Source organism: Rhizobium herbae, from assembly GCF_019511375.1.
GTDB lineage: Bacteria > Pseudomonadota > Alphaproteobacteria > Rhizobiales > Rhizobiaceae > Pararhizobium > Pararhizobium herbae_A.
The window spans coordinates 200,785-223,255 of the sequence record NZ_JAEUAO010000003.1; the positions used below are offsets into that span (position 1 = coordinate 200,785).

The 22,471-nt window shown below is 62.2% G+C and carries 18 protein-coding genes; 13 read left to right on the forward strand and 5 right to left on the reverse strand.

Annotation, left to right across the window (positions count from 1 at the left end):
- The 12 genes from uca to JNB71_RS14095 all read left to right on the forward strand — a co-directional run bounded on the left by uca (nucleotide 1) and on the right by JNB71_RS14095 (nucleotide 14,291).
- The gene (gene uca, locus JNB71_RS14040) at nucleotides 1-3,540 is read left to right on the forward strand and encodes an urea carboxylase (RefSeq protein WP_220372927.1); all 3,540 of its coding nucleotides are present in this window, start codon (nucleotides 1-3) and stop codon (nucleotides 3,538-3,540) included.
- Nucleotide 3,541: 1 nt separating this feature from the next.
- The gene (atzF, locus tag JNB71_RS14045) at nucleotides 3,542-5,356 is read left to right on the forward strand and encodes an allophanate hydrolase (protein ID WP_220372431.1); all 1,815 of its coding nucleotides are present in this window, start codon (nucleotides 3,542-3,544) and stop codon (nucleotides 5,354-5,356) included.
- 17 nt (nucleotides 5,357-5,373) lie between these two features.
- A complete protein-coding gene (locus tag JNB71_RS14050) occupies nucleotides 5,374-5,574 on the forward strand; it encodes a hypothetical protein (protein ID WP_220372432.1) in 201 nt (66 codons plus the stop codon).
- Nucleotides 5,575-5,708: 134 nt separating this feature from the next.
- The gene (locus tag JNB71_RS14055) at nucleotides 5,709-5,942 is read left to right on the forward strand and encodes an acylphosphatase (RefSeq protein WP_220372928.1); all 234 of its coding nucleotides are present in this window, start codon (nucleotides 5,709-5,711) and stop codon (nucleotides 5,940-5,942) included.
- Between the two features lie 166 nt (nucleotides 5,943-6,108).
- Nucleotides 6,109-6,762 carry a Rieske (2Fe-2S) protein gene (locus tag JNB71_RS14060; RefSeq protein ID WP_220372433.1) on the forward strand — a complete coding sequence of 218 codons (654 nt, stop codon included), beginning with the start codon at nucleotides 6,109-6,111 and terminating at the stop codon, nucleotides 6,760-6,762.
- Nucleotides 6,759-7,604: an aromatic ring-hydroxylating dioxygenase subunit alpha gene (locus JNB71_RS14065; RefSeq protein WP_220372434.1), complete on the forward strand. Its 846-nt coding sequence runs from the start codon at nucleotides 6,759-6,761 to the stop codon at nucleotides 7,602-7,604. Before JNB71_RS14060 ends, JNB71_RS14065 begins: the two co-directional genes overlap by 4 nt.
- Nucleotides 7,601-8,260 (forward strand): glutathione S-transferase family protein, encoded by a 660-nt coding sequence (locus JNB71_RS14070; RefSeq protein ID WP_220372435.1) that lies wholly within the window; start codon nucleotides 7,601-7,603, stop codon nucleotides 8,258-8,260. The genes JNB71_RS14065 and JNB71_RS14070 overlap by 4 nt, the downstream gene beginning before the upstream one ends.
- Before the next feature lies 1 nt (nucleotide 8,261).
- Complete coding sequence (locus JNB71_RS14075; RefSeq protein WP_220372436.1) at nucleotides 8,262-9,644, forward strand: amidohydrolase; 1,383 nt, start codon at nucleotides 8,262-8,264, stop codon at nucleotides 9,642-9,644.
- Between the two features lie 23 nt (nucleotides 9,645-9,667).
- Nucleotides 9,668-10,765 carry a BMP family ABC transporter substrate-binding protein gene (locus JNB71_RS14080; protein ID WP_220372437.1) on the forward strand — a complete coding sequence of 366 codons (1,098 nt, stop codon included), beginning with the start codon at nucleotides 9,668-9,670 and terminating at the stop codon, nucleotides 10,763-10,765.
- Nucleotides 10,766-10,768: 3 nt separating this feature from the next.
- On the forward strand, nucleotides 10,769-12,286 hold the full coding sequence (locus JNB71_RS14085; protein WP_220372438.1) for an ABC transporter ATP-binding protein: 1,518 nt from the start codon (nucleotides 10,769-10,771) through the stop codon (nucleotides 12,284-12,286).
- Nucleotides 12,283-13,383 carry an ABC transporter permease gene (locus tag JNB71_RS14090; RefSeq protein ID WP_220372439.1) on the forward strand — a complete coding sequence of 367 codons (1,101 nt, stop codon included), beginning with the start codon at nucleotides 12,283-12,285 and terminating at the stop codon, nucleotides 13,381-13,383. The genes JNB71_RS14085 and JNB71_RS14090 overlap by 4 nt, the downstream gene beginning before the upstream one ends.
- Entirely contained in the window at nucleotides 13,380-14,291 is a 912-nt protein-coding gene (locus JNB71_RS14095) for an ABC transporter permease (RefSeq protein ID WP_220372440.1), read from the forward strand. Before JNB71_RS14090 ends, JNB71_RS14095 begins: the two co-directional genes overlap by 4 nt.
- A gap of 82 nt (nucleotides 14,292-14,373) precedes the next feature.
- Here JNB71_RS14095 and JNB71_RS14100 read toward each other — a convergent pair whose 3' ends face one another.
- Nucleotides 14,374-16,377 carry an aldo/keto reductase gene (locus JNB71_RS14100; RefSeq protein ID WP_220372441.1) on the reverse strand — a complete coding sequence of 668 codons (2,004 nt, stop codon included), beginning with the start codon at nucleotides 16,375-16,377 and terminating at the stop codon, nucleotides 14,374-14,376.
- 391 nt (nucleotides 16,378-16,768) lie between these two features.
- On the opposite strand from JNB71_RS14100, the gene JNB71_RS14105 reads away from it, so the two are divergent.
- Nucleotides 16,769-17,638, forward strand: coding sequence for a helix-turn-helix domain-containing protein (locus JNB71_RS14105; protein ID WP_223215853.1), 870 nt, complete (start codon nucleotides 16,769-16,771; stop codon nucleotides 17,636-17,638).
- A gap of 85 nt (nucleotides 17,639-17,723) precedes the next feature.
- Here JNB71_RS14105 and JNB71_RS14110 read toward each other — a convergent pair whose 3' ends face one another.
- From JNB71_RS14110 to JNB71_RS14125, 4 genes are read right to left on the reverse strand one after another with little or no spacing between them, the layout of a single operon-like run.
- A complete protein-coding gene (locus tag JNB71_RS14110; protein ID WP_220372443.1) occupies nucleotides 17,724-18,677 on the reverse strand; it encodes a Csu type fimbrial protein in 954 nt (317 codons plus the stop codon).
- The gene (locus tag JNB71_RS14115; protein WP_220372444.1) at nucleotides 18,674-21,031 is read right to left on the reverse strand and encodes a fimbria/pilus outer membrane usher protein; all 2,358 of its coding nucleotides are present in this window, start codon (nucleotides 21,029-21,031) and stop codon (nucleotides 18,674-18,676) included. Before JNB71_RS14115 ends, JNB71_RS14110 begins: the two co-directional genes overlap by 4 nt.
- 29 nt (nucleotides 21,032-21,060) lie before the next feature.
- Entirely contained in the window at nucleotides 21,061-21,792 is a 732-nt protein-coding gene (locus JNB71_RS14120) for a fimbrial biogenesis chaperone (RefSeq protein WP_220372445.1), read from the reverse strand.
- 21 nt (nucleotides 21,793-21,813) lie between these two features.
- Complete coding sequence (locus JNB71_RS14125) at nucleotides 21,814-22,302, reverse strand: Csu type fimbrial protein (protein WP_220372446.1); 489 nt, start codon at nucleotides 22,300-22,302, stop codon at nucleotides 21,814-21,816.
- Between the last annotated feature and the right edge of the window lie 169 nt (nucleotides 22,303-22,471).

Consider the following 22,471-nt stretch of genomic DNA (forward strand, 5'->3'; position numbering starts at 1 on the left):
ATGTTCAACAAGGTCCTCATCGCCAACAGGGGCGAAATCGCCGTCCGGGTCATCCGGACATTGAAAACAATGGGCATCGCCTCGGTCGCCGTCTATTCCGACGCCGACCGCTTTGCCACGGCAACGCGCCTGGCTGACGAAGCGATACGCCTTGGCCCGTCGCCCGCCACCGAAAGCTATCTCGACGTCGACGCCGTCATTGCCGCCTGCAAGGCCACGGGCGCAGACGCCGTGCACCCCGGCTACGGCTTTCTTTCGGAAAACATCGTCTTTGCAGAACGGCTGGCTGCCGAGGGCATTGCCTTCATCGGCCCGCGACCGGAACATCTTTCGGCATTTGGGCTCAAACACACGGCTCGCGACCTGGCCAGATCCAGCGGCGTCCCGCTTCTGCCGGGCAGCAGCCTGCTGGAAAGCGCCGAAGAAGCGCTCACAGCTGCCGAAATTGTCGGCTATCCGGTGATGCTGAAATCAACGGCCGGCGGCGGCGGCATCGGCATGCAGTTGTGCGCGGATGCCGCCGCGCTGCATGCTGCCTTCGAAAGCGTGCAACGCACGGCACGCGCCAGCTTCGGCGATGCCCGCGTCTATATCGAACGCTTCGTCGCCGATGCCCGCCACGTCGAGGTGCAGATTTTTGGCGACGGCAAGGGCAAGGTCGTGGCGCTCGGTGAACGGGATTGCTCTCTACAGCGCCGCAACCAGAAGGTCGTCGAGGAAACCCCGGCACCCGGCCTTGCCGCTGCCACGCGCACCCGCCTGCATCAGGCGGCGGTCGATCTGGGTAGCTCGGTTTCCTACGCCTCAGCCGGCACGGTCGAATTCATCTACGATCCTGTGCGAGAGGAATTCTACTTCCTCGAGGTCAACACCCGGCTGCAGGTCGAACACCCCGTTACCGAAGCCGTCTTCGGTATCGATCTGGTCGAATGGATGATCCGGCAGGCAGCGGGCGAGGATGTGCTTTCGGCCGCAGAACTCTTGAACCCGAAGGGTGCGGCAATCGAGGTGCGCGTCTATGCCGAGATGCCGCATGCCGATTTCCGCCCGAGCGCCGGTCTGCTGACGGAAGTCGTATTCCCACAGGACGTTCGCGTCGACAGCTGGATCGAGACAGGCACGGAGGTGACGCCGTTCTACGATCCGATGCTTGCCAAAATCATCGTCGCGGCCGACGACCGGCCGGCGGCGATCGCAAAGCTTCAGGCAGCCCTTGCCACGACGTCGATCACCGGGATCGAGACCAATCTCGACTATCTTCGTGAGATTGCTGCATCCGATCTCCTCGCAAGCGGCAGGGTGGCAACGACAGCGCTGCGCGATTTCATGTTCGTACCGGATGTCATCGAGGTCCTGTCACCCGGTGCGCAATCCAGTCTCCAGGAACTGCCCGGCCGTCTTGGCCTCTGGCATGTGGGCGTCCCGCCAAGCGGGCCGATGGACGAGCGCTCTTTCCGTCATGCCAATCGTCTTGTTGGCAACGATGATACGACCGCTGCCCTGGAGCTGACCGTGTCCGGCCCGACACTCAGGTTCTACACCGATGCGGTGATTGCGCTCGGGGGAGCGCAGATGTCGATGACCTGTGACGGGAATGAGTTGCCGCACAACACGGCTGTGACAATTCGTGCGGGGCAAGTCCTGTCGATTGGTGCGATCGACGGCCCAGGCCAGCGCGCTTATCTCGCAGTCGCCGGCGGTTTCACCGCGCCGGTCGTGCTAGGCTCCCGCGCGACCTTCGGCCTCGGCCAGTTTGGCGGCAACGCCACCGGCGCGCTGAAGACGGGCCATGTGCTGCATCTTGCGCGGCAGACACCGGTAAAACCACCGCTGGCCGCGAACGAGCCCGCCGATCTCACTCGCGAATGGGACGTCGGCGTTCTCTACGGCCCCCATGGCGCACCGGATTTCTTTCAGCAGGGCGACATCGACACGCTGTTTTTGACCTCCTACGAAGTGCATTTCAACAGCGCCCGCACCGGCGTCCGCCTCATTGGCCCGGCGCCGCGATGGGCGCGCAGCGATGGTGGCGAAGCGGGGTTGCATCCTTCCAACCTGCATGACAACGCCTATGCGGTCGGCGCCATCGATTTCACCGGCGACATGCCAATTATTCTCGGCCCCGACGGACCGAGCCTCGGCGGCTTCGTCTGCCCGGCGGTAATCGCCCGCGACGAGCAATGGAAGATGGGCCAGTTCAAGCCCGGCGACCAAATCCGCTTTCATGCCGTTGTGCGCAGCGAAGACCCTGTCGCCGGTCCTGCCGTCCATGCGTCTGCGCCGGATATCGGCTCGCCTATCGTCGGGACGCACAACACCGGGCCCGTCTCCGTCGTCTACCGCCGCCAGGGAGACGACAATCTCCTCGTCGAATATGGCCCGATGGCGCTCGATATCGCGCTCAGGCTGCGCGTTCACCTGCTGATGCAGGCCATCGCGGAAGCCCGCCTGCCAGGTCTCCTCGATCTGACGCCCGGCATCCGGTCGCTGCAGATCCATTATGATGGAACAACGTTGACAAGAAAGCGCCTGCTCGGACTGTTGGCGGATATAGAGACCAGTCTGCCGCCCGCACATGCGGTGACAGTGCCGAGCCGCATCGTGCATCTGCCATTGTCATGGAGCGATCCGGATGCCGAGCTTGCCATGCGCAAGTATCAGGAGTTGGTCCGCCCGAACGCGCCCTGGTGCCCCTCGAACATCGAGTTCATTCGCCGCATCAATGGGCTTGCCGACGAGCAGGCGGTGAAGGACATCGTTTTTGACGCCAGCTATCTGGTTCTCGGTCTCGGCGACGTCTATCTCGGGGCGCCGGTCGCAACACCCGTCGATCCACGTCACCGGCTCGTCACCACAAAGTACAATCCGGCCCGCACCTGGACCCCGGAAAATGCCGTCGGCATCGGTGGAGCCTATATGTGCATCTATGGCATGGAGGGACCTGGCGGCTACCAGCTGTTCGGCCGCACCATCCAGGTCTGGAATACATGGCGGCAGACGCCAGAATTCGCCAGGGGCAAGCCGTGGCTGCTCAATTTCTTCGATCAGATCCGTTTCTTCCCCGTGAGCCATGACGAACTGACAGAGGCACGGGCTGCTTTCCCGCATGGCGGCTATCCCGTGAGGATAGAGGAGACGGAATTCTCCTATGCTGCGTATGAAAATGAACTGCAGGCGAACGCTGTGTCGATCAACCGCTTCAAGGCCACCCAGCAGGCGGCTTTCGACGCCGAGCGGCAAAGCTGGAAGGACGCCGGCCTCGACAGTTTCGTCAGCGAGGAAGGGACCGGAGAAAGCCTCGACGGCGACATTCCCGCTGGCTGCTTCGGTGTTGCCAGCAGCGTGCCGGGCAATATCTGGAAACTCATGGTGAAGCCGGGAGTATCTGTTGCTGCCGGCGAGACGATCGCCATCATCGAATCCATGAAAATGGAAATCAACGTCACTGCCCACAACGCCGGACGCGTCCGCGATCTGCGTGCCGGGCCCGGTCGAAATATCAAAGCTGGCGATATCATCGCCGTTCTGGAGAACTGCTGACATGCTGCCGACGATTCTCGATCTCTCAAGTCTTCGCGCCGCCTATAAATCTGGCCTGACGCCGCTCGATCTCATTGAGGAGGTAATCGCGCGCCGCGCCGCTTCCAAAGACCCGGCGATCTTCATTGCCGCCACGCCGGAGGAGGATCTGCGCTCTCAAGCCCGCGACCTGATGGCGCGCGCGCCCGAGCCAAACAGCTTACCCCTTTGGGGTATCCCCTTCGCGGTGAAGGACAATATAGATGCCGCTGGCCTGCCAACCACTGCCGCCTGCCCCGCCTTCGCCTATGATCCGACGGTGGATTCGACTGTCGTCGCACGGCTCAAGGCTGCCGGCGCCCTCGTCATCGGTAAGACCAATCTCGACCAGTTCGCGACCGGGCTCAACGGCACACGATCTCCCTATGGCGCGCCGCGTTCGGTTTTCGACCCTGCCTATGTATCGGGCGGATCAAGCTCAGGTTCGGCGGTGGCCGTCGCCTCCGGCCTTGCGACCTTCGCTCTCGGTACGGACACGGCCGGTTCCGGTCGCGTACCCGCCGCCTTCAACAACCTTGTCGGCATCAAGCCGACCCCTGGGCTGGTGCCGAACGTCGGCGTCGTTCCAGCCTGCCGCAGCGTCGACGTGGTCACCGTCTTTGCCACCACGGTTGGCGATGGTGTTGCGATCCGAAAGGTGATGGAAGGCTACGACGCTGCCGATCCATTCTCGCGTCAAGCCGTGCCCGCAACCCTCCCCGCCGCCGGCTTGCGGATCGGCGTGCTGGAGAGCACCGAGCGCGAATTCTTCGGAAACAGGGATGTCGAAACACTTTATGACGCAGCAATCGAGCGGGCCAAATCGCTCGGCGCAACCATTGTGCCCTTCGACTATGCACCGTTCCGCCAGGCGGCCGAGTTGCTCTACAATGGCCCCTGGGTCGCCGAACGGCTGGCGGCGGTCAAGGACTTCCTGACCAGCAACGCAGATGATTTCGACCCGACGGTTCGTACCATCATCGAAGGCGCGAAGGCCTATGACGCCGTCGCTGCCTTCGAGGGCAAATACAAACTCGAAGCGCTGCGGCAGAAGACGAAGACCGAGTGGAAGAAGGTGGACATCCTGTTGCTGCCGACGGCGCCCACCACGTACACGGTCGAAGAGATGCTGGCCGATCCGATCGTGAAGAACGGCCATTTCGGCCGTTACACGAATTTCGTCAATCTCTACGACTATGCCGCAATCGCCATTCCGGCGGGGTTCGGGCGCAATGGTCTGCCCGGCGGCGTGACGCTGATCGGCCCGACGTTCACGGATGATGCGCTCGCCCCGTTTGCCGACGCCATGCACCGGGCTCTTCGGGCCGGCATGGGCAAAGACAAGACTGCACCGCTGCCGGAAGCAAGCCGGGTTGCACCGCTTGACGACGGTTTTGTTCCGATCGTCGTCGTCGGCGCCCATCTGACCGGCATGCCACTCAATCATGAACTCACCGGACCCGGTGGATATCGCCTGAAAACCTGCCGGACAGCGGCTGACTACAGGCTTTTCGTGCTGCCGAACACCGTGCCGCCGAAACCCGGCCTCATCCGCGAACCCGGTTTCGACGGCAATGGCCTCGAGGTCGAAGTCTGGGCGCTTCCACCCGCCGCCTTCGGCAACTTCGTTCAGAAAATTCCTGGGCCGCTCGGCATCGGAAAAGTAACCCTTGAAGATGGCAGCAGCGTCTCAGGTTTTCTCTGTGAAGCCCATGCCGTCACCGGCGCCGAGGAAGTGACCGCACTCGGCGGATGGCGAGCCTATGTCCGTGCGAAAAATGCGAGCGCAACCGTGTAACGGAGGAAGCGGAAACCATGAAAAGATTGCGTGGACATCTGCTTCGCCTGGTTGGCGAGGGACTGGCAGCCCGCGCGTCCGCCATCGGCACGCAGCACCGCTATACGACACTCTTTGAAAGAGGTACGAAGACCCAAACACCGGCGACGATGATTCATGCACAAGCGGGCGCCGCTTACCTCGGCAGCAGCAACGGAAATTCTCGTGACGCCCGTTGAGATTCGAGCCTCTTTCGGTCGACACGTGCTCTATGGTGCTTCCGTAAGTTCATTCATTCGCTATGCTCTGCGCGAGTAAACTGAGTCTGAGGCCGTCCTTGACACAACAACATCAAGGCTATCTCCGGGAGCGCATGACGATCCTTGGTGATCTTGAGGTCACCTCATTTGTTCCTTGGATCCAGCGCTACGCGGCAAAGCTTGGCCTTTCCGAGACGATTTCCTATGCCAGCGCCGATCGGATCGAGATCGAACTCGACGGGCCCGAGGAACTGATAGATATGATGGAAATAGGCTGTACGCTCGGTCCCATAAACGTTTGGGTAGAGATCATAGAGCGAAGACCGGTCGCTGCTGAAAACCGCTAGGCAAGACACACAGCGATTGTCGCCATTGAGCCTATGCACTTTATTTAATCATTGTTGCCATTGCGAAATGTTTATGCAAACGTAACAACCGCTGAGCGGAGGCCCAGAGACGGAGACGCCTTGCTTATGCTCGGCAACCTATTGAGATCGTTCAGAAAGCCCGCCCATGCGCTCCGATACGACCGGCTCTTGGACGCCAGTCGCCCTTTCCCGTGACCTGCCGGCGGGAACCGTCATTCCGGCACGTATTCCTGCCGGACCGATCGCCCTCTGGCGCAGTGAGAGCGGGTGCCCGACGGCTTCAGCCAACCGCTGTCCGCATCGCGGCATGAGCCTTTCGCACGGCTTCGTGCGCGGCGAAGCGCTTTCGTGCGTCTATCATGGCTGGAGCTACGCCAAGGCTGGAAACTGTCTTCGCATCCCCGCCCATCCCGGACTGACTCCGCCGGAGGCGATCCGGGTCAAGACCTATGCGGTCGAGGAGACTGGCGGCGTGATCTGGGTTGCCATGGGCGAGCCTTCCTCGTCTCCGATGAAGCTCGAAGGCCTCCTTGCCTTGCGTTCCTTGACCGCGCATGCCGGCATCGCGGCGATAGAGGCCGCGGCGGGCGCCAAGGCGGGCCCCGAAGGTCTTGTCGAACCGGCCGAAGGCACCGAGGCTATCTGTCTGCTCTTGTCCGCCCAGGAAAACGGGGAGACGCTGATCCATGTGCTGCTGCGGGGTGAAGCCGGCCCTGCCGCGCGTATCGCCGCCTCGCGGGCAGCCGAAAGCCTGCGTCGCAAGGCCGAGGATCTTCAGAAGAAGGGGATCGCTCAGTGACCATGCAGGCAATGATCGACGAATGGTATCCTGTTGGCCTCTTCAGCCAGCTTGATCAGGCTGGCCGCACGACGACTTTGATGGAAGAGCCGATCATTGTGGCATGCGACGCGGATGGCCATGCGAAGGTCACCAGCGGAAACGGCCGCACCCTGCCGGTGCTGGTGCGTTACGGCCATGTCTGGTCCTCCCTCGGGGAGCCGAGGAAGGAGCTTTTCCCAATCCCCGAGGCTGATCAGCCCGGCCGCCGGTTCGTCGATGTCGGCTGCGTGCGCGTGCGCTGCTCGCCGCTGCGAGCCGTCGAAAATTTTCTCGATATCGCCCATTTCCCTTTCGTGCACACCGATATCCTCGGCGCCGAGCCCCATACGGAAGTGCAGAACTACAAGGTTGAAATCCGCGAGGACGTCGATGAAGTCTGGGCGACGCAGGTGAAGTTCTACCAACCGCTGGCGGCGAAATCCGCCAGCGGCGGCATCACCACCGAGTATATGTACCGAGTGCCCGCCCCGACCTGCTCGGTGCTCTACAAGACCTGCCCGCCACGCCCGAGCGAATGGGATGTCATCACGCTGTTCGTGCAGCCGCTGGCGGAAGACCTCTGCGACGTCTGGCCGTGGATGGCGCTTTTCGACGACGTAACCTCGATGACCGATCTCATTCACTTCCAGCAGACGATCTTCCTGCAGGACCGCTCGATCCTGGAAAACCAGATTCCCCGGCTCTTGCCGCTCGATCCCGGCATGGAAATCCCGACACGGGCGGATCTCACCTCCGTCGCCTATCGCCGTTGGCTGAAACGCCACAACTACACCTATGGCGCACAGCTGGTGGCGCAATGAAGCTCTACGACTACATCCTCTCGCCCAGCTGCTACAAAGTGCGTCTTATGGCCGCCTTGACCGGCGTGAAGCTCGAACTGCGCCCTGTGGATTTCCACCCGGGCGCCGAGCATCGGGGTCCCGAACTGCTGGCGCTCAATCCCGCCGGATCGATCCCGATTCTGGAGGACGGCGATCTGCTGCTGACTGAATCCTCGGCCATCCTCGTCTATCTGGCGGCACAAGCCGCCCCGGAATGGCTCGCTGGCAGCAAGCCGGAGGAAGCGGCGCGGGTACAGCAATGGCTGTCCTTCTCCGGCCGGCTGACGGCAAGTCTTGGCGGTGCACGACTGCATGAGATGCTGCTGCGGCCAGGCGACATCGGGGCTCTGCAGGCCCAGGGGATCGCCGCTCTTCGCGAGCTTGAAGCCGGCCTTTTCGAACAGGCGCAGCGCGGCAAGCGCTTCCTTGCTGCCGACCGGCCGACGGTTGCCGATATTGCCTGCTTCCCTTACGTGGCACTCGCGCCCGACGGTGGCGTTTCGCTGGATCCCTACCCCACGATCCGCCTGTGGTCACGCGCCGTCCGTGCGCTCGAAGGGTTCATCGAAATGCCTGGCATTCATCGGCTGCATGAACTGAAGCCCGAACCAACTGTAGAAACGGGCGATGCATGAGATGACGGGCTACCTTCTGAAGAACTGCGCGGCCGTGATCGTCGATGAGGGCAAAGGCCCGGTCGTTCATCGCAATGTCGATCTGCTGACCAGCGGTCCGGCGATCCAGGCCATCGGGGCAAATCTCGGGGCGGACGCGTTGCCCGCCGGCACGACCATCCAGGACGCCACCGGCTGGTTCGTTTATCCGGGCCTCGTGAACACCCACCATCATTTCTTCCAGTGCTTCGTGCGCAACCGCGCCGACCTCGATTGGACGAAGCTCTCGGTCATCGAGTGGCTGGACCGCATCTATCCGATTTTCTCGCAGCTTAACGAGGAGTGCTTCTACCATTCCTCTGTCACGGCGATAGCCGAGATGATCAAGCATGGCTGCACCACGGCCTTTGACCACCAGTACAATTTTCCCCGGCATGCTGGAAAGCGGCTGATCGATCGGCAGTTCGAGGCGGCCGATCTCTTCGGCATGCGCTTCCATGCCGGTCGTGGCGGCAACACCCTGCCGAAGTCGGAAGGCTCCACGATCCCCGACGCGATGTTGGAAACAACGGACGAGTTCATTGCCGATTGCGCCCGTCTGATCGACACCTACCACGACACCAGTCGCTTCAGCATGCGCCAGGTCGTGGTCGCACCCTGCCAGCCGGTCAATTGCTACCGCGAGACCTTCGCAGAATCCGTGGCACTGGCGCGTGATCGCGGCGTCATGATGCACACCCATGTCGGAGAGGGCGAAAGCCCGGTCATTCACGCGCGGCATGGCAGACGCACCGTTGATTACCTGGAAGAGCTCGGCTTTGCAGGCTCAGACGCGTTCTATGCCCATTGTTGGGAACTGACCGACGACGAATTGAGAACGATGGCGGCCAGCGGCACCGGCGTGTCGCATTGCCCCGAACCGGTCTATCTGGTCGGCGCCGAGGTCACCGACATTCCCGCCATGGCCGCCTTCGGCCTGCGCATCGGCCTCGGCTGCGACGGCGCCGCCTCAAACGACAACTCCAACCTGATGCACTGCCTGCACTCGGCCTACATGCTGCAGTGCCTGGTGTCTTCCGCCCGCGCCCATCCCGTGCCACCGGCAGTCGATTTCCTCGGCTATGGCACGACGGGCGGGGCGAGCCTGCTCGGGCGGGCCGACATTGGCAGGCTCGCGCCTGGCATGGCCGCCGATCTGTTTGCCATTGATACCCGCCGTATGGATTACGTCGGTACGCGGCATGATCCGCTGAGCCTGATCCCGCGCGTTGGCATCGGCATGGCGACGGACATGACCATGATCAACGGCCGCATCGTCTGGCAAAAGGGTGAGTTCGCCGGTCTCGACGAAGCCAAGCTCTTTGCCGACGCCGAGGCAGCACTCTCCACCGTGGAATTCCAATAAAACCAAAAGAGGGAACTGACAGCATGACCCACCTGACCCGCAGAAACCTGATGAAAGCCGCTGCCGCAACCGGCCTCGCCGGCGCACTCGGCAGCCGCTTCGCTGTTGCCGCTGACGAGCAGCTCGGCATCACGCTCGTGATCCCCTCACCCATCGGCGATGTCGGCTGGGGCCATGCCCTCTCCGCCGGCCTCGACCCCGTCAAGGCGGCTTATGGCGACAAGGTGAGGGTCACCATTCTCGAGAACATCGCAGAGGGTCCTGACGCTGACCGCATCATGAACAAGACCGTCGCAGACGGAAACAAGTTCCTGATTGCCGGTTCGTTCGGCTATCAGAACGGTGCGCTGCAAATCGCCCGCCGCGATCCGAGCGTCACGGTGCTGCATGCATCCGGTTTTCAGGTCGCACCGAACTTCTCGCCGTTCGCCGCCAAGTACTTCCAAGGTTCCTATCTGCTCGGCATGGCTGCCGCAGCGCTTAGCAAAACCGGCAAGCTCGGTTCCGTGTCCGCCTTCGCGATCCCGGAACTGATCACCACGATCAACGCCTTCACGCTCGGCGCCCAGGCGGTCAAGCCGGATATCGAGGTATCGGTCGTTTGGGTGAACTCGTGGTTCGATCCGGCCAAGGAGCAGGAAGCCGCCAAAGCCCTGATTGCGCAGCAATGCGACGTGATCTTCTCCAACGCCCAGGATACTCCCTCCGTCATCTCCGCTTGCGAGGAAGCGGGCGTCTACGCGTTCAACCTCAACTCGTCGATGAAGAAATACGCCCCGAAAACCTATCTGGGGTGCGTTTCGACCGATTGGTCGCCGTTCTTCAAGGCTTCGGTCGATGCGCATTTCGCCGGCACCTTCAAGGGAGCCAATACCTTCCTCGGTGTTGCCGACAAGGTTGTCAAAGTCGTTGACTGGAACCCGGACATCCCGGCCGACACCATGACGAAGATCAAGGAGCTTGAGGCCAAGATCGCCGATGGCACCTTCTCGCCGTTCACGGGGCCGATCACCAAGGCAGACGGCAGCGAGGGCGTAGCCTCTGGCGCTACCATGCCCGACGGCGAGATCGTCGCGATGGACTGGCACGTCAAGGGCGTGGCCACGCCGCTGCCGAAATAAACCGTGACCATCCCGCTCCTGTCACTCCGCGGCATTTCGAAGAGCTACGGCCAGATCCGTGCCAATCAGGCAATTGATCTGGACGTGGCTCCGCAGTCGATCCATGCAATCCTCGGTGAAAACGGGGCGGGCAAATCGACGCTGATGAAACTGATCTACGGCGTCGAGCAGCCGGACGGCGGAACCGCCGCCTGGCTCGGGGAACCCCTGAATATTGCGTCGCCGGCCGAAGCGAGGCGCAGGGGTATCGGCATGGTTTTCCAGCATTTCTCGCTGTTCGAGACCCTGACGGTGGTCGAAAACATCCAACTGGTTGTGCCTGGTCGCAAGGCCGAGCTGACCGAGCGCATCCGCTCGCTAGGTCGCGATTTCGGCCTCGATGTCGATCCGCTCGCTCATGTGCATGCGCTTTCCGTGGGCGAGCGGCAGCGGGTGGAGATCATCCGCTGCCTGATGACCAATCCGAAGCTCTTGATCCTGGACGAGCCAACCTCGGTCCTGCCGCCGCAGCTCGTCGACAAGCTTTTCGACACGCTGAGGCACCTGCGCGACAGCGGCGTGTCCATTCTCTTCATTTCCCACAAGCTCGAAGAAATCCGGGCGATCTGCGACCGGGCGACCATCCTGCGCGGTGGCTGCGTGACCGGCCATGTCGACCCACGCAAGCATGACACCCATGATCTTGCCCGCATGATGATCGGCCGCGAGATGCCCGAGCCGATGCCGGCGTTGCCGATTTCGCGTGGCGACAAGCAACTCGAAATCGTCGGTCTCGACTATACGCCGGACGATCCCTTCGCCGTGCCGCTCTCCAAGATCAACCTCACCGTGCGAGCTGGGGAAATCATCGGCATTGCCGGTATCTCCGGCAACGGGCAGAGCGAGCTTGCAGCACTGATTTCCGGCGAGACGGTGCTTGGGCGCGAACAGAAAGACCGCATCTTCATTGCCGGCAAGGACGTCGGCGGGCTCGATCCGGCCGCCCGCCGCGCGCTCGGCTTGGCTTTTGTTCCGGAAGACCGCCTGGGCCGCGGCGCGGTGCCGGAAATGTCGCTGGTGCTCAACAGCCTGTTGACCGCTCATCCGCTGAAGCTTTTGAAGCGCGGTCTCGTCGACAAGGCACGGACTACCGCTTTCACCAATGAATGCATCCGCCAATATGATGTCCGCACTTCCGGCCCTGAAGCCGAGGCAGGCTCGCTTTCCGGCGGCAACCTGCAGAAATTCATCGTCGGGCGCGAGATCATGCTGGCGCCGAAGCTGCTCTTCGTCGCCCAGCCGACCTGGGGTGTGGATATCGGCGCAGCTTCGGCCATTCGCCGGAAGCTCATCGCGCTGCGCAACGAGGGCATGGCGATCCTCGTCATTTCCGAGGAACTGGAGGAGTTGTTCGAGCTCAGCGACAGCATCCAGGTCCTCCACCACGGCACATTGAGCCAGCAGCTCGTAACCCGCGACACCAGGCCCGAGGAAATCGGCCGCTACATGATCGGTGCGCAGCCCGAGAGTGTTTCCGCATGAGCATACCCGTTTTTGCTTTCCTGCCCGGCCTCGTGCGCCGCGAGCGCGCCTCGCTTGCGGCAACCTTGCTTGCACCGCTCGGGGCGCTTCTCGTCGCTATCGTTCTCAATCTCGGGCTCTATATGGTCATGGGCCGCAATCCGCTTGCGGTCCTCCACGCGATGGTACTTGAGCCCTTCCTTTCCTGGGCTTCGTTCTCCGAGGTGCTGCTGAAGACCGGCCCGCTGCTTTTGATCGCTCAAGGATTGGCGATCGGCTTTCGCGCCAAGGTCTTCAACATCGGCGCAGAAGGCCAGTTCATCCTCGGCGCGATCTTTGCCTCGGCCATTCCGATCTGGTTTCCGCAGGCAACCGGCGGCTGGATCTGGCCAGCCATGTTGCTGCTCGGTGCGATCGGCGGGGCGCTCTGGGCGTCGATCACCGCTTTCTGGCGCGTGCGGCTCAATGCCAACGAAATCCTCGTCTCGCTGATGCTGAGCCTCGTGGCCGCGCAGTTCCTCTACTACCTGCTGCTTGGACCCTGGAAGGATCCCAACGGCTTCAACTTTCCCCAGTCGGTGATGTTCCAGTATGACGCCATGGTGCCGACGCTGATCACCGGCACGCGGGTCAACGTCTCGCTGCTGATCGCGCTGGCTTGGTCGGTTGCGGCCTGGGTTTTCATGCAGAAGAGCTTCATCGGCTACAAGCTGCAGGTCGGCGGGCTGGCACCGCGCGCCGCGGGCTATGCCGGATTCAACGAAGGCTGGGCGATCTGGCTTTCGCTGCTGATCGGCGGGTTTGCCGCGGGCCTTGCCGGCGCGGCGGAGGTGGCGGGGCCTCTTGGCCAACTGCAACGCTCGATCTCTACCGGATACGGCTATGCCGCCATCATCGTCGCTTATATCGGAGGCCTGCATCCGATCGGCATCGTCATCTCCTCGGTAGTCATGGCGGTGATCTATATTGGCGGCGACAACGCCATGGTCTCGGCCAACCTGCCGATCGCCGCCGTGCGCGTCTTTCAAGGCAGCCTGCTGCTTGCCTATCTCATCGCCGTCGCATTCGTGCGCTATCGCCTCGAATGGCCACACGCCGCCCATCGGAGCCCGTCATGAACGCCGTCGAGTTCATCCTTGCCGGCATGCTGGCGGCTGCGACGCCCTTCCTGCTCGCCGCCCTCGGCGAAATGGTGGTCGAGCGCGCCGGCGTGCTCAATCTGGGGGTCGAAGGCTTGATGGCGCTCGGCGCCGTAATCGCTTTCATCGTCGTCTATCACGGCGGCGGCCATTTCCTCGGCTTCATAACCGCGGGCATCAGCGCAGCGCTTCTCTCCCTGGTCTTCGCCTTCATCGCGCTCGGCTTCCGTGCAAACCAGGTCGCGACCGGCCTTGCGATCGGAATCCTCGGTCAGGGGCTTTCAGCGCTCTTCGGCAAGACCTATGAGAGCCTGACGGTGAAGGGGCTGCCAAAGATCGCCATCCCGGGCTTGTCCGAGATTCCGGTCATCGGCGGCCTCTTCGTCCAGGATATTGTCGTCTGGCTATCGCTTCTGGCGACGCTCGTCATATGGGCCACTTTCGCCTTCACCAAGACGGGCCTTGTCATCCGTGCTGTCGGTGAAAACCCGAAGGCGGCCCATGCGATCGGCTATCCGGTGATCGGCGTGCGTGTCGCCGCCGTGGCCTTCGGCGGCATGATGGCGGGATTCGCCGGCGCTTATGCGTCGGTAATCTACACCCCGCTCTGGGCCGACGGCATGATCGCCGGCCGTGGCTGGATCGCCATCGCACTGGTCGTCTTCGGCACCTGGCTCACAGGGCGCATCTTCCTCGGCGCGTGCCTTTTCGGCGCGGTGTCGCTGATGAGCCTTGCTGCCCAGGCAACAGGGCTCGACCTTCCCTCGCAGCTCTTGTCAAGCCTACCCTATCTCGTCACCATCATCGTCCTCGGCATCATTTCGGCGGATCGTCGCCGCCTGAAGATGAATGGCGTGGCGTCGCTCGGCGAACCGTTTGAGCATTAGCTTCCAGGCGTCACGCCTCTACAGCGACGAGGCGCAGCCGACCAGCAATCTCAACTGCGCGGGAAGAACTCAGCCCGGTCGATCAGCCTTCCAGCCAGCGCACCTCTTCCGGAGTAAGCGTGATCTCGAGCGCTTTGAGGCTGTCTTCGAGTTCCGCCACGGTTCGCGGGCCGATGAGCGGGATGATCGGAAACGGTTGCGCGATGACGTAGGCAAGGGCAATGTGGATCGGGCTGCAGCCGTGCCTCTTGGCGAGTTCGATAGCGCGGTCGCGGCGTTCGAAATTGCGTTCGGAATACCAGACCCGCACGATTTCCGCGTCGGCATGCTTGTTTCGCCCTGCCTTGTCGGTGAAAAAGCCTCTCCCTTGGCTCGACCAGGCGAAGTTTGGGATTTGCCGCTCCTTCAGCCAGACCTTCCAGCCGTCGTCTGACGCTGCGACACAGCCGGGCCAGATGGGATCGAGCATCTGCGCCAACGAGAAGTTGTTGGACAGGGCCGCCGGGGCCGTCTTGCCGTTTTTCTGAGCATAGACGGTGGCCTCGTCCAAGCGTTCGCGCGTCCAGTTGGATCCCCCGAAGATACCGCGGATGCGCCCGCGCCGGACCTCGGCGTCCATGGCATCGACGAATTCGCCGACCGGGATGTCAGGATTGTCGCGATGCATGAAGTAGACATCAACATAATCCGTTTTCAGCCGCTCCAGCGACTGGTCCAGCTCTCTGGCAATCACGTCCGGATAGCAGAGTGGCGAGTGGGCGCCCTTGCCGATCAGGACGATGTCCTCGCGCTTGACACCGCGGCTCGTAGACCAGTCGCCGAAAATGCTTTCGGTCTTGCCGGCGCCGTAGACGAATGCGGTGTCGAACAGGTTTCCACCCGCCTCGTAGAAGGCATCGAGCGTCAGCGAGGCGGAGGCGAAGCTCGGGAAGAACTCGAAGCCCAACGCGACCGTGGAGGCCGTCTTTGTCAGGCCGGGGATGTGCCGTCTGGGCACGCTTGCGCCGGCGACAACTGCGGCGCCCGCCACGTTGAGGGTCCGCCTGGCGGCCGTCTCGATCTCGTACTCGAGACCAACGGACGCGCGCCACCGATCGAGCACGCGCAGATTGGCCTGCGTCTCTTCGGCGCCCATGCCGGGGAAGGTGAACTCGGTGCGGCCAGCACGGATCGCATAGCCCGCCGCGTCGACCTCGAACGAGTAGAGGTAGCGCTTCTCCTCGACCTTGATTGATTGCTGTTCATCGCCCCTGATGATTTCGATGCGCCCAACCCCGCCTTGCTTGCCGGAGGCGAACCAGAAGTCCTTCACCTCGATTCGGCCTTGCGAGCCGATGATGCGCAGCACGTTGTCCTGCTGTGCCATGATCGAGCAGGACACCTCCGCGATGATGTCGTTGGGGAACTTGAGGACGGCCGATGCCCACTCGTCGACGCCGGACGGCCCCAGACGGGCAGCGCCGGATACGGTCAGCGGTTCGAGGAAAGGCCTGTTCTCGGCAGCACCGGCGAGCATGCACACCATCGACACCGGGTAGCCGCCGACATCGAGAATGCCGCCGCCGGCAAGATCATTGGCAAAGAGACGGTGCTCGGGGCGATAGCCGCCCATGTCGAAGCCGAAACTCGAGCGGATAATCCGCACGTCGCCGATCGTCCCCTCCCGCACCAGTTCGACCAGGCGGGCCGTTTGCGGATGAAACCTGTACATATAGGCTTCGCCGGCGAAGACGCGGGCCTTTGTCGCCTCGTGGAAGATCGATTGGGCATCAAACGCGGAAAGCGCCATCGGCTTTTCGACCAGCACATGCTTGCCGGCCCGGACCGCCTTGATCGCCCACTCGGCATGGCTGGTGTGCGGCGTGGCGATGTAAACCGCTTCGATCTCCGGATCTGCGAGAAGCGTATCGTAGCCCTTCACGATGCGCGCTCCCGGGAAACCCTCACGGAGGCCGGGCCTGTCCGGATTGCGGGTGGCGATGGCCACCAGCCGGCCCGTCGCGGAGTGGGCAACGCCTTCTGCGAATGTCCGGGCAATGGTGCCGGGGCCGATGATGCCCCATCGGATCGGTTGTTCTAAGCTCATGGAATATCCTTATTGATTCATCCGGAAATTGAGTGGAGCGCAGCCGCTTGCCTGCGGCACAGGATGGAAAGCAGCGGCGGCCGCGCAGGATTACGGGCGCAACACCACCTCGGTTGGTCAGCAGTTTACCGTAACGGTGGCAGAGGCAGGGACGCTTCGGGGGAACCACACGCAGCGGTCGGCTTCACTGCGCACTGCCTGCCGGAAGGTTGGCGGCGACGCGACGAACTGGCTGGCGCGGCCGCCCTGGAGATCGGGCCGGCCATAAAATAGTTGAAGCGCATTGAAAACCTCCCATTTCCAATTGTAGTCCTTCGGTGAACAGGGGCACGTTATCACCGGGCGAAAATCTGTCTCGTACAAAGGGAATGTCGATTTGGCGGAAAGTAAGATGGTCGAAGGAGCGATCTGCCAACCGGGGGCCACCAGCATCGAGGGCATGCCGACCCGGCTGCACTTCTTCCACGCCCATCCCGCGATCATGCTGCGAGCGCATTGGCATGCGCAGGTCGAAGTCAACTACATGATGCGCGGCACGGTGCTTTACCGCATGGCCGGCCATGATCTCAGGCTCCACGCCGGGCAGATATGCCTGTTCTGGGGCGGGCAGCCGCACAGGATGGTCGAATCCTCCGACGATTCCCTCTACGCCGGCGCCCATCTGCCGCTGGTGCATTTCTTCCGCATGCGGCTGCCGCCGGCCGTCTCGGCAAGGCTCATGGGCGGTGCGTCGATGCTGACATCCGAGACGGATTCCGCCGACGACCGGAACTTCCCGCGCTGGCGCAATTGGGCCAGTTCCGGAGACGAGGCAAAGGCCAGGCATGCCGTGGAAGAACTGCTGCTGCGCGTCGAGCGAATGTTCATGGAGCCTTACACGATCGTTTCGTCGGGCAAGGAGTGCAAGGCCGAGAACGCCTCGGCTTCGCCATCGCTCGGCGTCGAGCGCATGTGCGAGTTCATCGCCGGCAATTATCTCGAGGAGATCGATACGATCGATATCGCCGCATCGGCGGGACTGCATCCCAAATACGCCATGAACCTGTTTCGCAGGTCGACGGGCATGACGCTGATCAAATACGTGACCCTGCTGCGTCTTTCCCGGGCGCAAGCCATGCTGATGAATGGTGACGACAGCATTCTGCAGGTGGCGCTGGATAGCGGTTTCGGTTCGTTGAGCGCCTTCAACAAGGCGTTCCGCCAGATCGCCGGCATGCCGCCCTCGGATTTCCGCCGCGACGTTCGCGCCACCGCGAAGTGAGCCACGCGCTCACCTGAAGTTCGGTGGCGTTGACGGCGTAACGCGCAGCGAGGCTCGCCATCTGGTCGTCTACCGCACTTTTGCATCAGTAGGTCACGGTTGCAACGATCGTGTCGGAATAGGTGCCCGGTATCGGCGAGGTTTGTGCAGGAACGCGACCGTAGACCGTTACCGCTTGAGAAACGCCCGATCCACTGCCCGAATAGGTGTTGGTGCCGCTCGTGTTGCCGAATGGAAGCGTCTCGGAGGCGTCTCGGTAGAGACCGTACGTGACGGATGCCGTGCCGTTGGTCATCTTTCGTTGCGTGGGTCCGGTTCCGGTCAGGCCGTTATTGAGCCCAATCGTGTAAGCCGTACCGTTCGTGCACGTCACCGCTAAGCTCGTCGATCCGGTGACTTCGCTTGCCAGGAGACCGACGGTACCGAAATTCAGGTCGCTTGCGCTGATCATGCAGCTCGCGGCCACGGTCGCAGAGGCAAGAGCATTGGCGGTACCCGCGCTCGTGCTTCCGGCGCAGTTCGTGATCGCGGTGGTACTGGGCACCGACGTCTGGATCCGCATGAAGCCGCTGTAGGACCCCGCCGCGAAAGTCTGAGTGCTACTCAAGCGGGCGTAGATCGCGACGCTTGCGGTCCCCGTTCCATTTGCGGGGACTGCGACGGTGAACACTTTACCGGCGGTCCCACCGGAGGCCCAACTCCAGGACCCCCAGCCCATCGTGTAGGTCGCATCCGTGTACGTCCCGTATTGTAACCTGTTGGAACCGCTGGTGAGATAGCGGTTTGTGGCACTTGTCGCCAAGCCGTTCGGGTCTGCGGCAATGCCGACACAAACATAAGCTGTAGTAGCTGACGTCACCCCGCTGCAGCTGAGGGTTACCGTATTGGTTGCCGTCGCTGAGCTGCCGGTGGTCACGGTCACACTGCCGAACGCCAGCGTTCCAGCGCTCGTCGCGCAACTTAAGGCTGCGCGTGCTGCGCCGGGTTTCAGAATGAACAGCGCGGCGAGGAGAAGCGAGATTCGCGTCACTGTCGTCATTTGCATATCACCGGTCCGATCGATACTTGCTGATCGCCTTTCGGCGCATAGGAGAAGGCCGCATGGCAGGCACCTTCTGCCAGGTCCACCGTCACCTCGTTGTTTGCCTGCAGCTTCGTCATGAAGGCGCGCCCATCATAGCCGACCACGAATGTCTGGCCGGCGGCGGTCTGCCCGGTGAGTCCCGCTCTCAACGGTTCGCCCGTCGGTGCGACGAGAAGGACGATCGCCGACTGCGGCTTGGTATCCACGCCGAAATCGACGACGACGCCGCTGCGATCGGCGGGAACGACTGTCTCCTCGGTCTTCCCAACAGTGGTGTTGATCGGCAGCCTGGCGGGATCGATTGCAATCTTGTTGTGCTCGTAGGAGCGCAACCGTGTGACCAGAGCCTTGCCGGAGGAGCCCGTGGTCGCCACCGGCTTGTTTTCGTAGAGCACCGGCACATCGGCGGCGCCTGCATCAACCACCGCAAAGGCATCGTCAATCCGGTTTGTCAGGAATACGTCGCCTCCTGCCGCCACGAGCGATCCTCGAACCTCGCCACGGGCGTAATAATCGCCGCCATATTCCTCCGCCGTAACGTCCACCTCGCCGTGATTGGCCCGATAACCGACGCTTGCGGAGCGGTGCCTTTCTGCCCCTTCCGTGTCGCTCAATCGCCACCCGAGGCTCCCGGGTTCCTGGCCGACAGGCTTGACGACCGCCGCGGTCATGTATGCGCCGCTTTCATCACGGCCACCGTCAAATGAAGACGACACGCCGCCACCCAAAGGAACGCTCAAGCCGACCAGGATTCCCGAATTCTCGCTGTCGCGCATGTCCGCCCAGCCGTTTACGAAAAGGGCGGCGCTGCCAAGTATCGGGCGTGAATATCCGGCGGTCAGGATATGGTCTGAATCTCCATCTGCCGACAAATTCCTGATGTAGCTGAAATTCAGCGAGCCTTCCGCGAATGACAGCGGCATCCCGACCGAGACGCGATCAACAGCGCGCGCCGGTCGTGTATTCGCGCTGAGGTATTCAATATCATCAGCGGACAAGCTCAGGCGGGCAGACGGCGCCGTGACCGACGCTATGTCCTCGTATTCTCCGAACGTCCGCATCGTAGAGGCGGATAGGGAGACATCGCCGATCTTGGTCTCGATCGAGCCATAGGCAAGCCCGCCGTATCCGTCAGCATAATAGCTGACTGCACCGGCGCCACTGACGAGCACCCTGTCGGCGAGGTTGAATACGGCGCCAAGTCCGCCATTGGCAAGCTTGGGCGTCCCCTCGGCATGAGCTTGCAAGGTGAACCGGTCAGTCACGCCGAAGGAAAGGCTGGCCGAGCCGGCAAGTTCCCCGGAATACGTGTTGGACAGCGCTGCGTAATAAAGTCTCGGAAAGCCCGCTTCGACAGAGAAATCGAGCACCCCCTCCCGCAGCAGATTGCTGGAGACAAAGAAGGGCTGCGTCGTCTCGGTTTCCCGCCCGGTGGCATCGCGAACCACGACCCTGGCGTCGCCCTGGCCGCTGGCGACTGGAAGATCAGTGATGCTGAAGGGGCCGCCGGTCACGTCCTGAGAGACGCTCTTCACACCGTTGACATAGACATCGACGGTTGAAGGAACCGCCGCGCTGCCGCTGACGCTTGCCAATGGCAAGACGATAAGATCCGGCCGTAAGCCAAAATTGCGCTGCACTTGAAAGCCGCCGAGGCGCACGGGACGCGTCCACGCCAAGCTGCTGGAAATCATATCGCCGGCATTATAGGTGAGCTGACGGTCGGGATCCGAATAGCTCCACATTGTGTCGAGCCGCAGAACCTTGTCCCCTGACGTCGTGAATGTGTCCGAGGTGATCACAGCTGTCTGCGAAGCGATGCCGAGCGGGCTGAAAATCCGCGCGTCAAGAGTTGCAGACAGCCCCTGGAAGTTCCAATCGGATACGGATTCGCCGCCGCTCGATCCGTAGAGGTCGTAGTTTATCAACGCTCCGACGCCGGGTTGGCTGACCTCGATCCGGTCACGAACGGGCCGGGCAGGATAGGTTTTCGCCAAACGCATGCTTTCCGGCAAATCGATGTCTATCGTCTGCGCCGGTTCATCGAAACGGTAGCTCACGCCAGCAAGATCCGAAAGGAAAACCGGATCCTCGGCTTTATAGCCCGACGGCACTTTGACACCAAGCTCTTCCAACTCCCGGCGTGTGGCACTAAGCCGCCTGCGGTCATCCTCGCGGAAGGCTCCAATGAGGTTGGTGGGCTGACCTGTGATAAACACCTCGAGCTGCAACTCGCGGCCTGCGGCATGTGCTCCGACCGGCGCAAGCAAGGCGAATGCAAAGCGGAGCAGGAGCAGCCCGCGCGCCATGCGAAGGATCCGGCTGAGATCGCCGCCACTCAACGTTGCACTTTGACAGATGCGGAAGCGTCCAGGGCGCCGATCTGTGACTGTCCTCGGACGGTTACAGTCTTGCCGGGAGCAAAATTCCGCGTCGAAGCCGCAGCCGGCCACTGCATTGTCGAACCCGGCAATATGTAGCCCAAGAGCCCTTTGCCAAAGGAGATCGATGTTCCTGCCCCGTCCGCAACACTGACCGTCGCAACCCGAAGATAGGATGCACCGCGGTTTTTGCCCTGCAGGACATAGCCTCGACGGCCGCGCAACAGGTTCCATTCGACATCGGCGGGGCCAAGATCGGATTGATGAAAGAACATCGGTATGACGTGGCGCACGACGACCGCAACCGTCCCGGCGCGGCGCGGCGCCGACGGCAATTCATCGATGACGAGGCGATAATCCTCTTCGCCTTGGACGGGGCTCTTGGCAGTGCGAACAATTCGGACGAGATAATCCTGGGCGGCCGGCAACTGCAGGGACGGCGGGCTAGCCACGACCGCATCGGTCGGCTCCAGGCGTTCCGCCCCGTCCCTTTGGACCCAACGAAAGACGCGGACCTGAACATTGATCGGCTTATTGCCCAGGTTGCGCACAGTCGCCGATGTCGCCGCACCCGGGGCGGCGACATCGAGAAGTACAGGTGCGACCTGCAAGGAAGCAGCCGCGGCCATGGCGGTCGTGGCGCAATAGCAAACCATGGCAGCCGCAAGGCCACCGAAAAACCCCTTCATCGCTCGCATCCTGAATCGGCGTCAGTAGGTAAGCTGCACCTGTACGGTGTCGGTATAAACACCGGGCGCCGGAGTCGTCTGCGCCGGCACGAGACCATAGACAGTGACGCTCTGCGCCGCCCCTGTGCCGGTGCCGCTGACTGTGTCGGAGCCGATCGTGTTGCCCCAATTCGTAGCACATGCCGAATCCTGGCAGAGCTGATAGCTGACAAGTTCGCTCGAAGGGCCGCCAATCATTTCGCGGGAGGTGACGCTTGCGCCGTTCACGCCCTTATCGATTCCGATGCTGTAGGGAGTGGTATTCGTACACGTCACGCCCAGTGACGTGGAGCCCGCGACATCCGAGGCAAGCAAACCGGTGGTCGGAAATACGAGATCGCTGGCCGAAAGCGAGCAGGCGCTGGTGATGGTGATCTGCACATTGAAGGAAGCACTGCTCGTAGCGGCAAGTACGGATGGTGGCAGGGCGGCTACGCCGCAAAAAGCAAGAATGGCTGGGAAGCGTTTCATGTGTATCCTCTCTTAAACGGGCATGTTGGTCTTGTGCCGGAGATACGCATGCTGCTTAGCGAAGCGGGACAATTGGCGCGTCTATCGTTTGATATAGGCATTTCGAGTCCAGCGCAGAGCGCGATCGCCGGCCGAGCCACTGGTCGTCAAACGCGCGGCGGTGAACAGC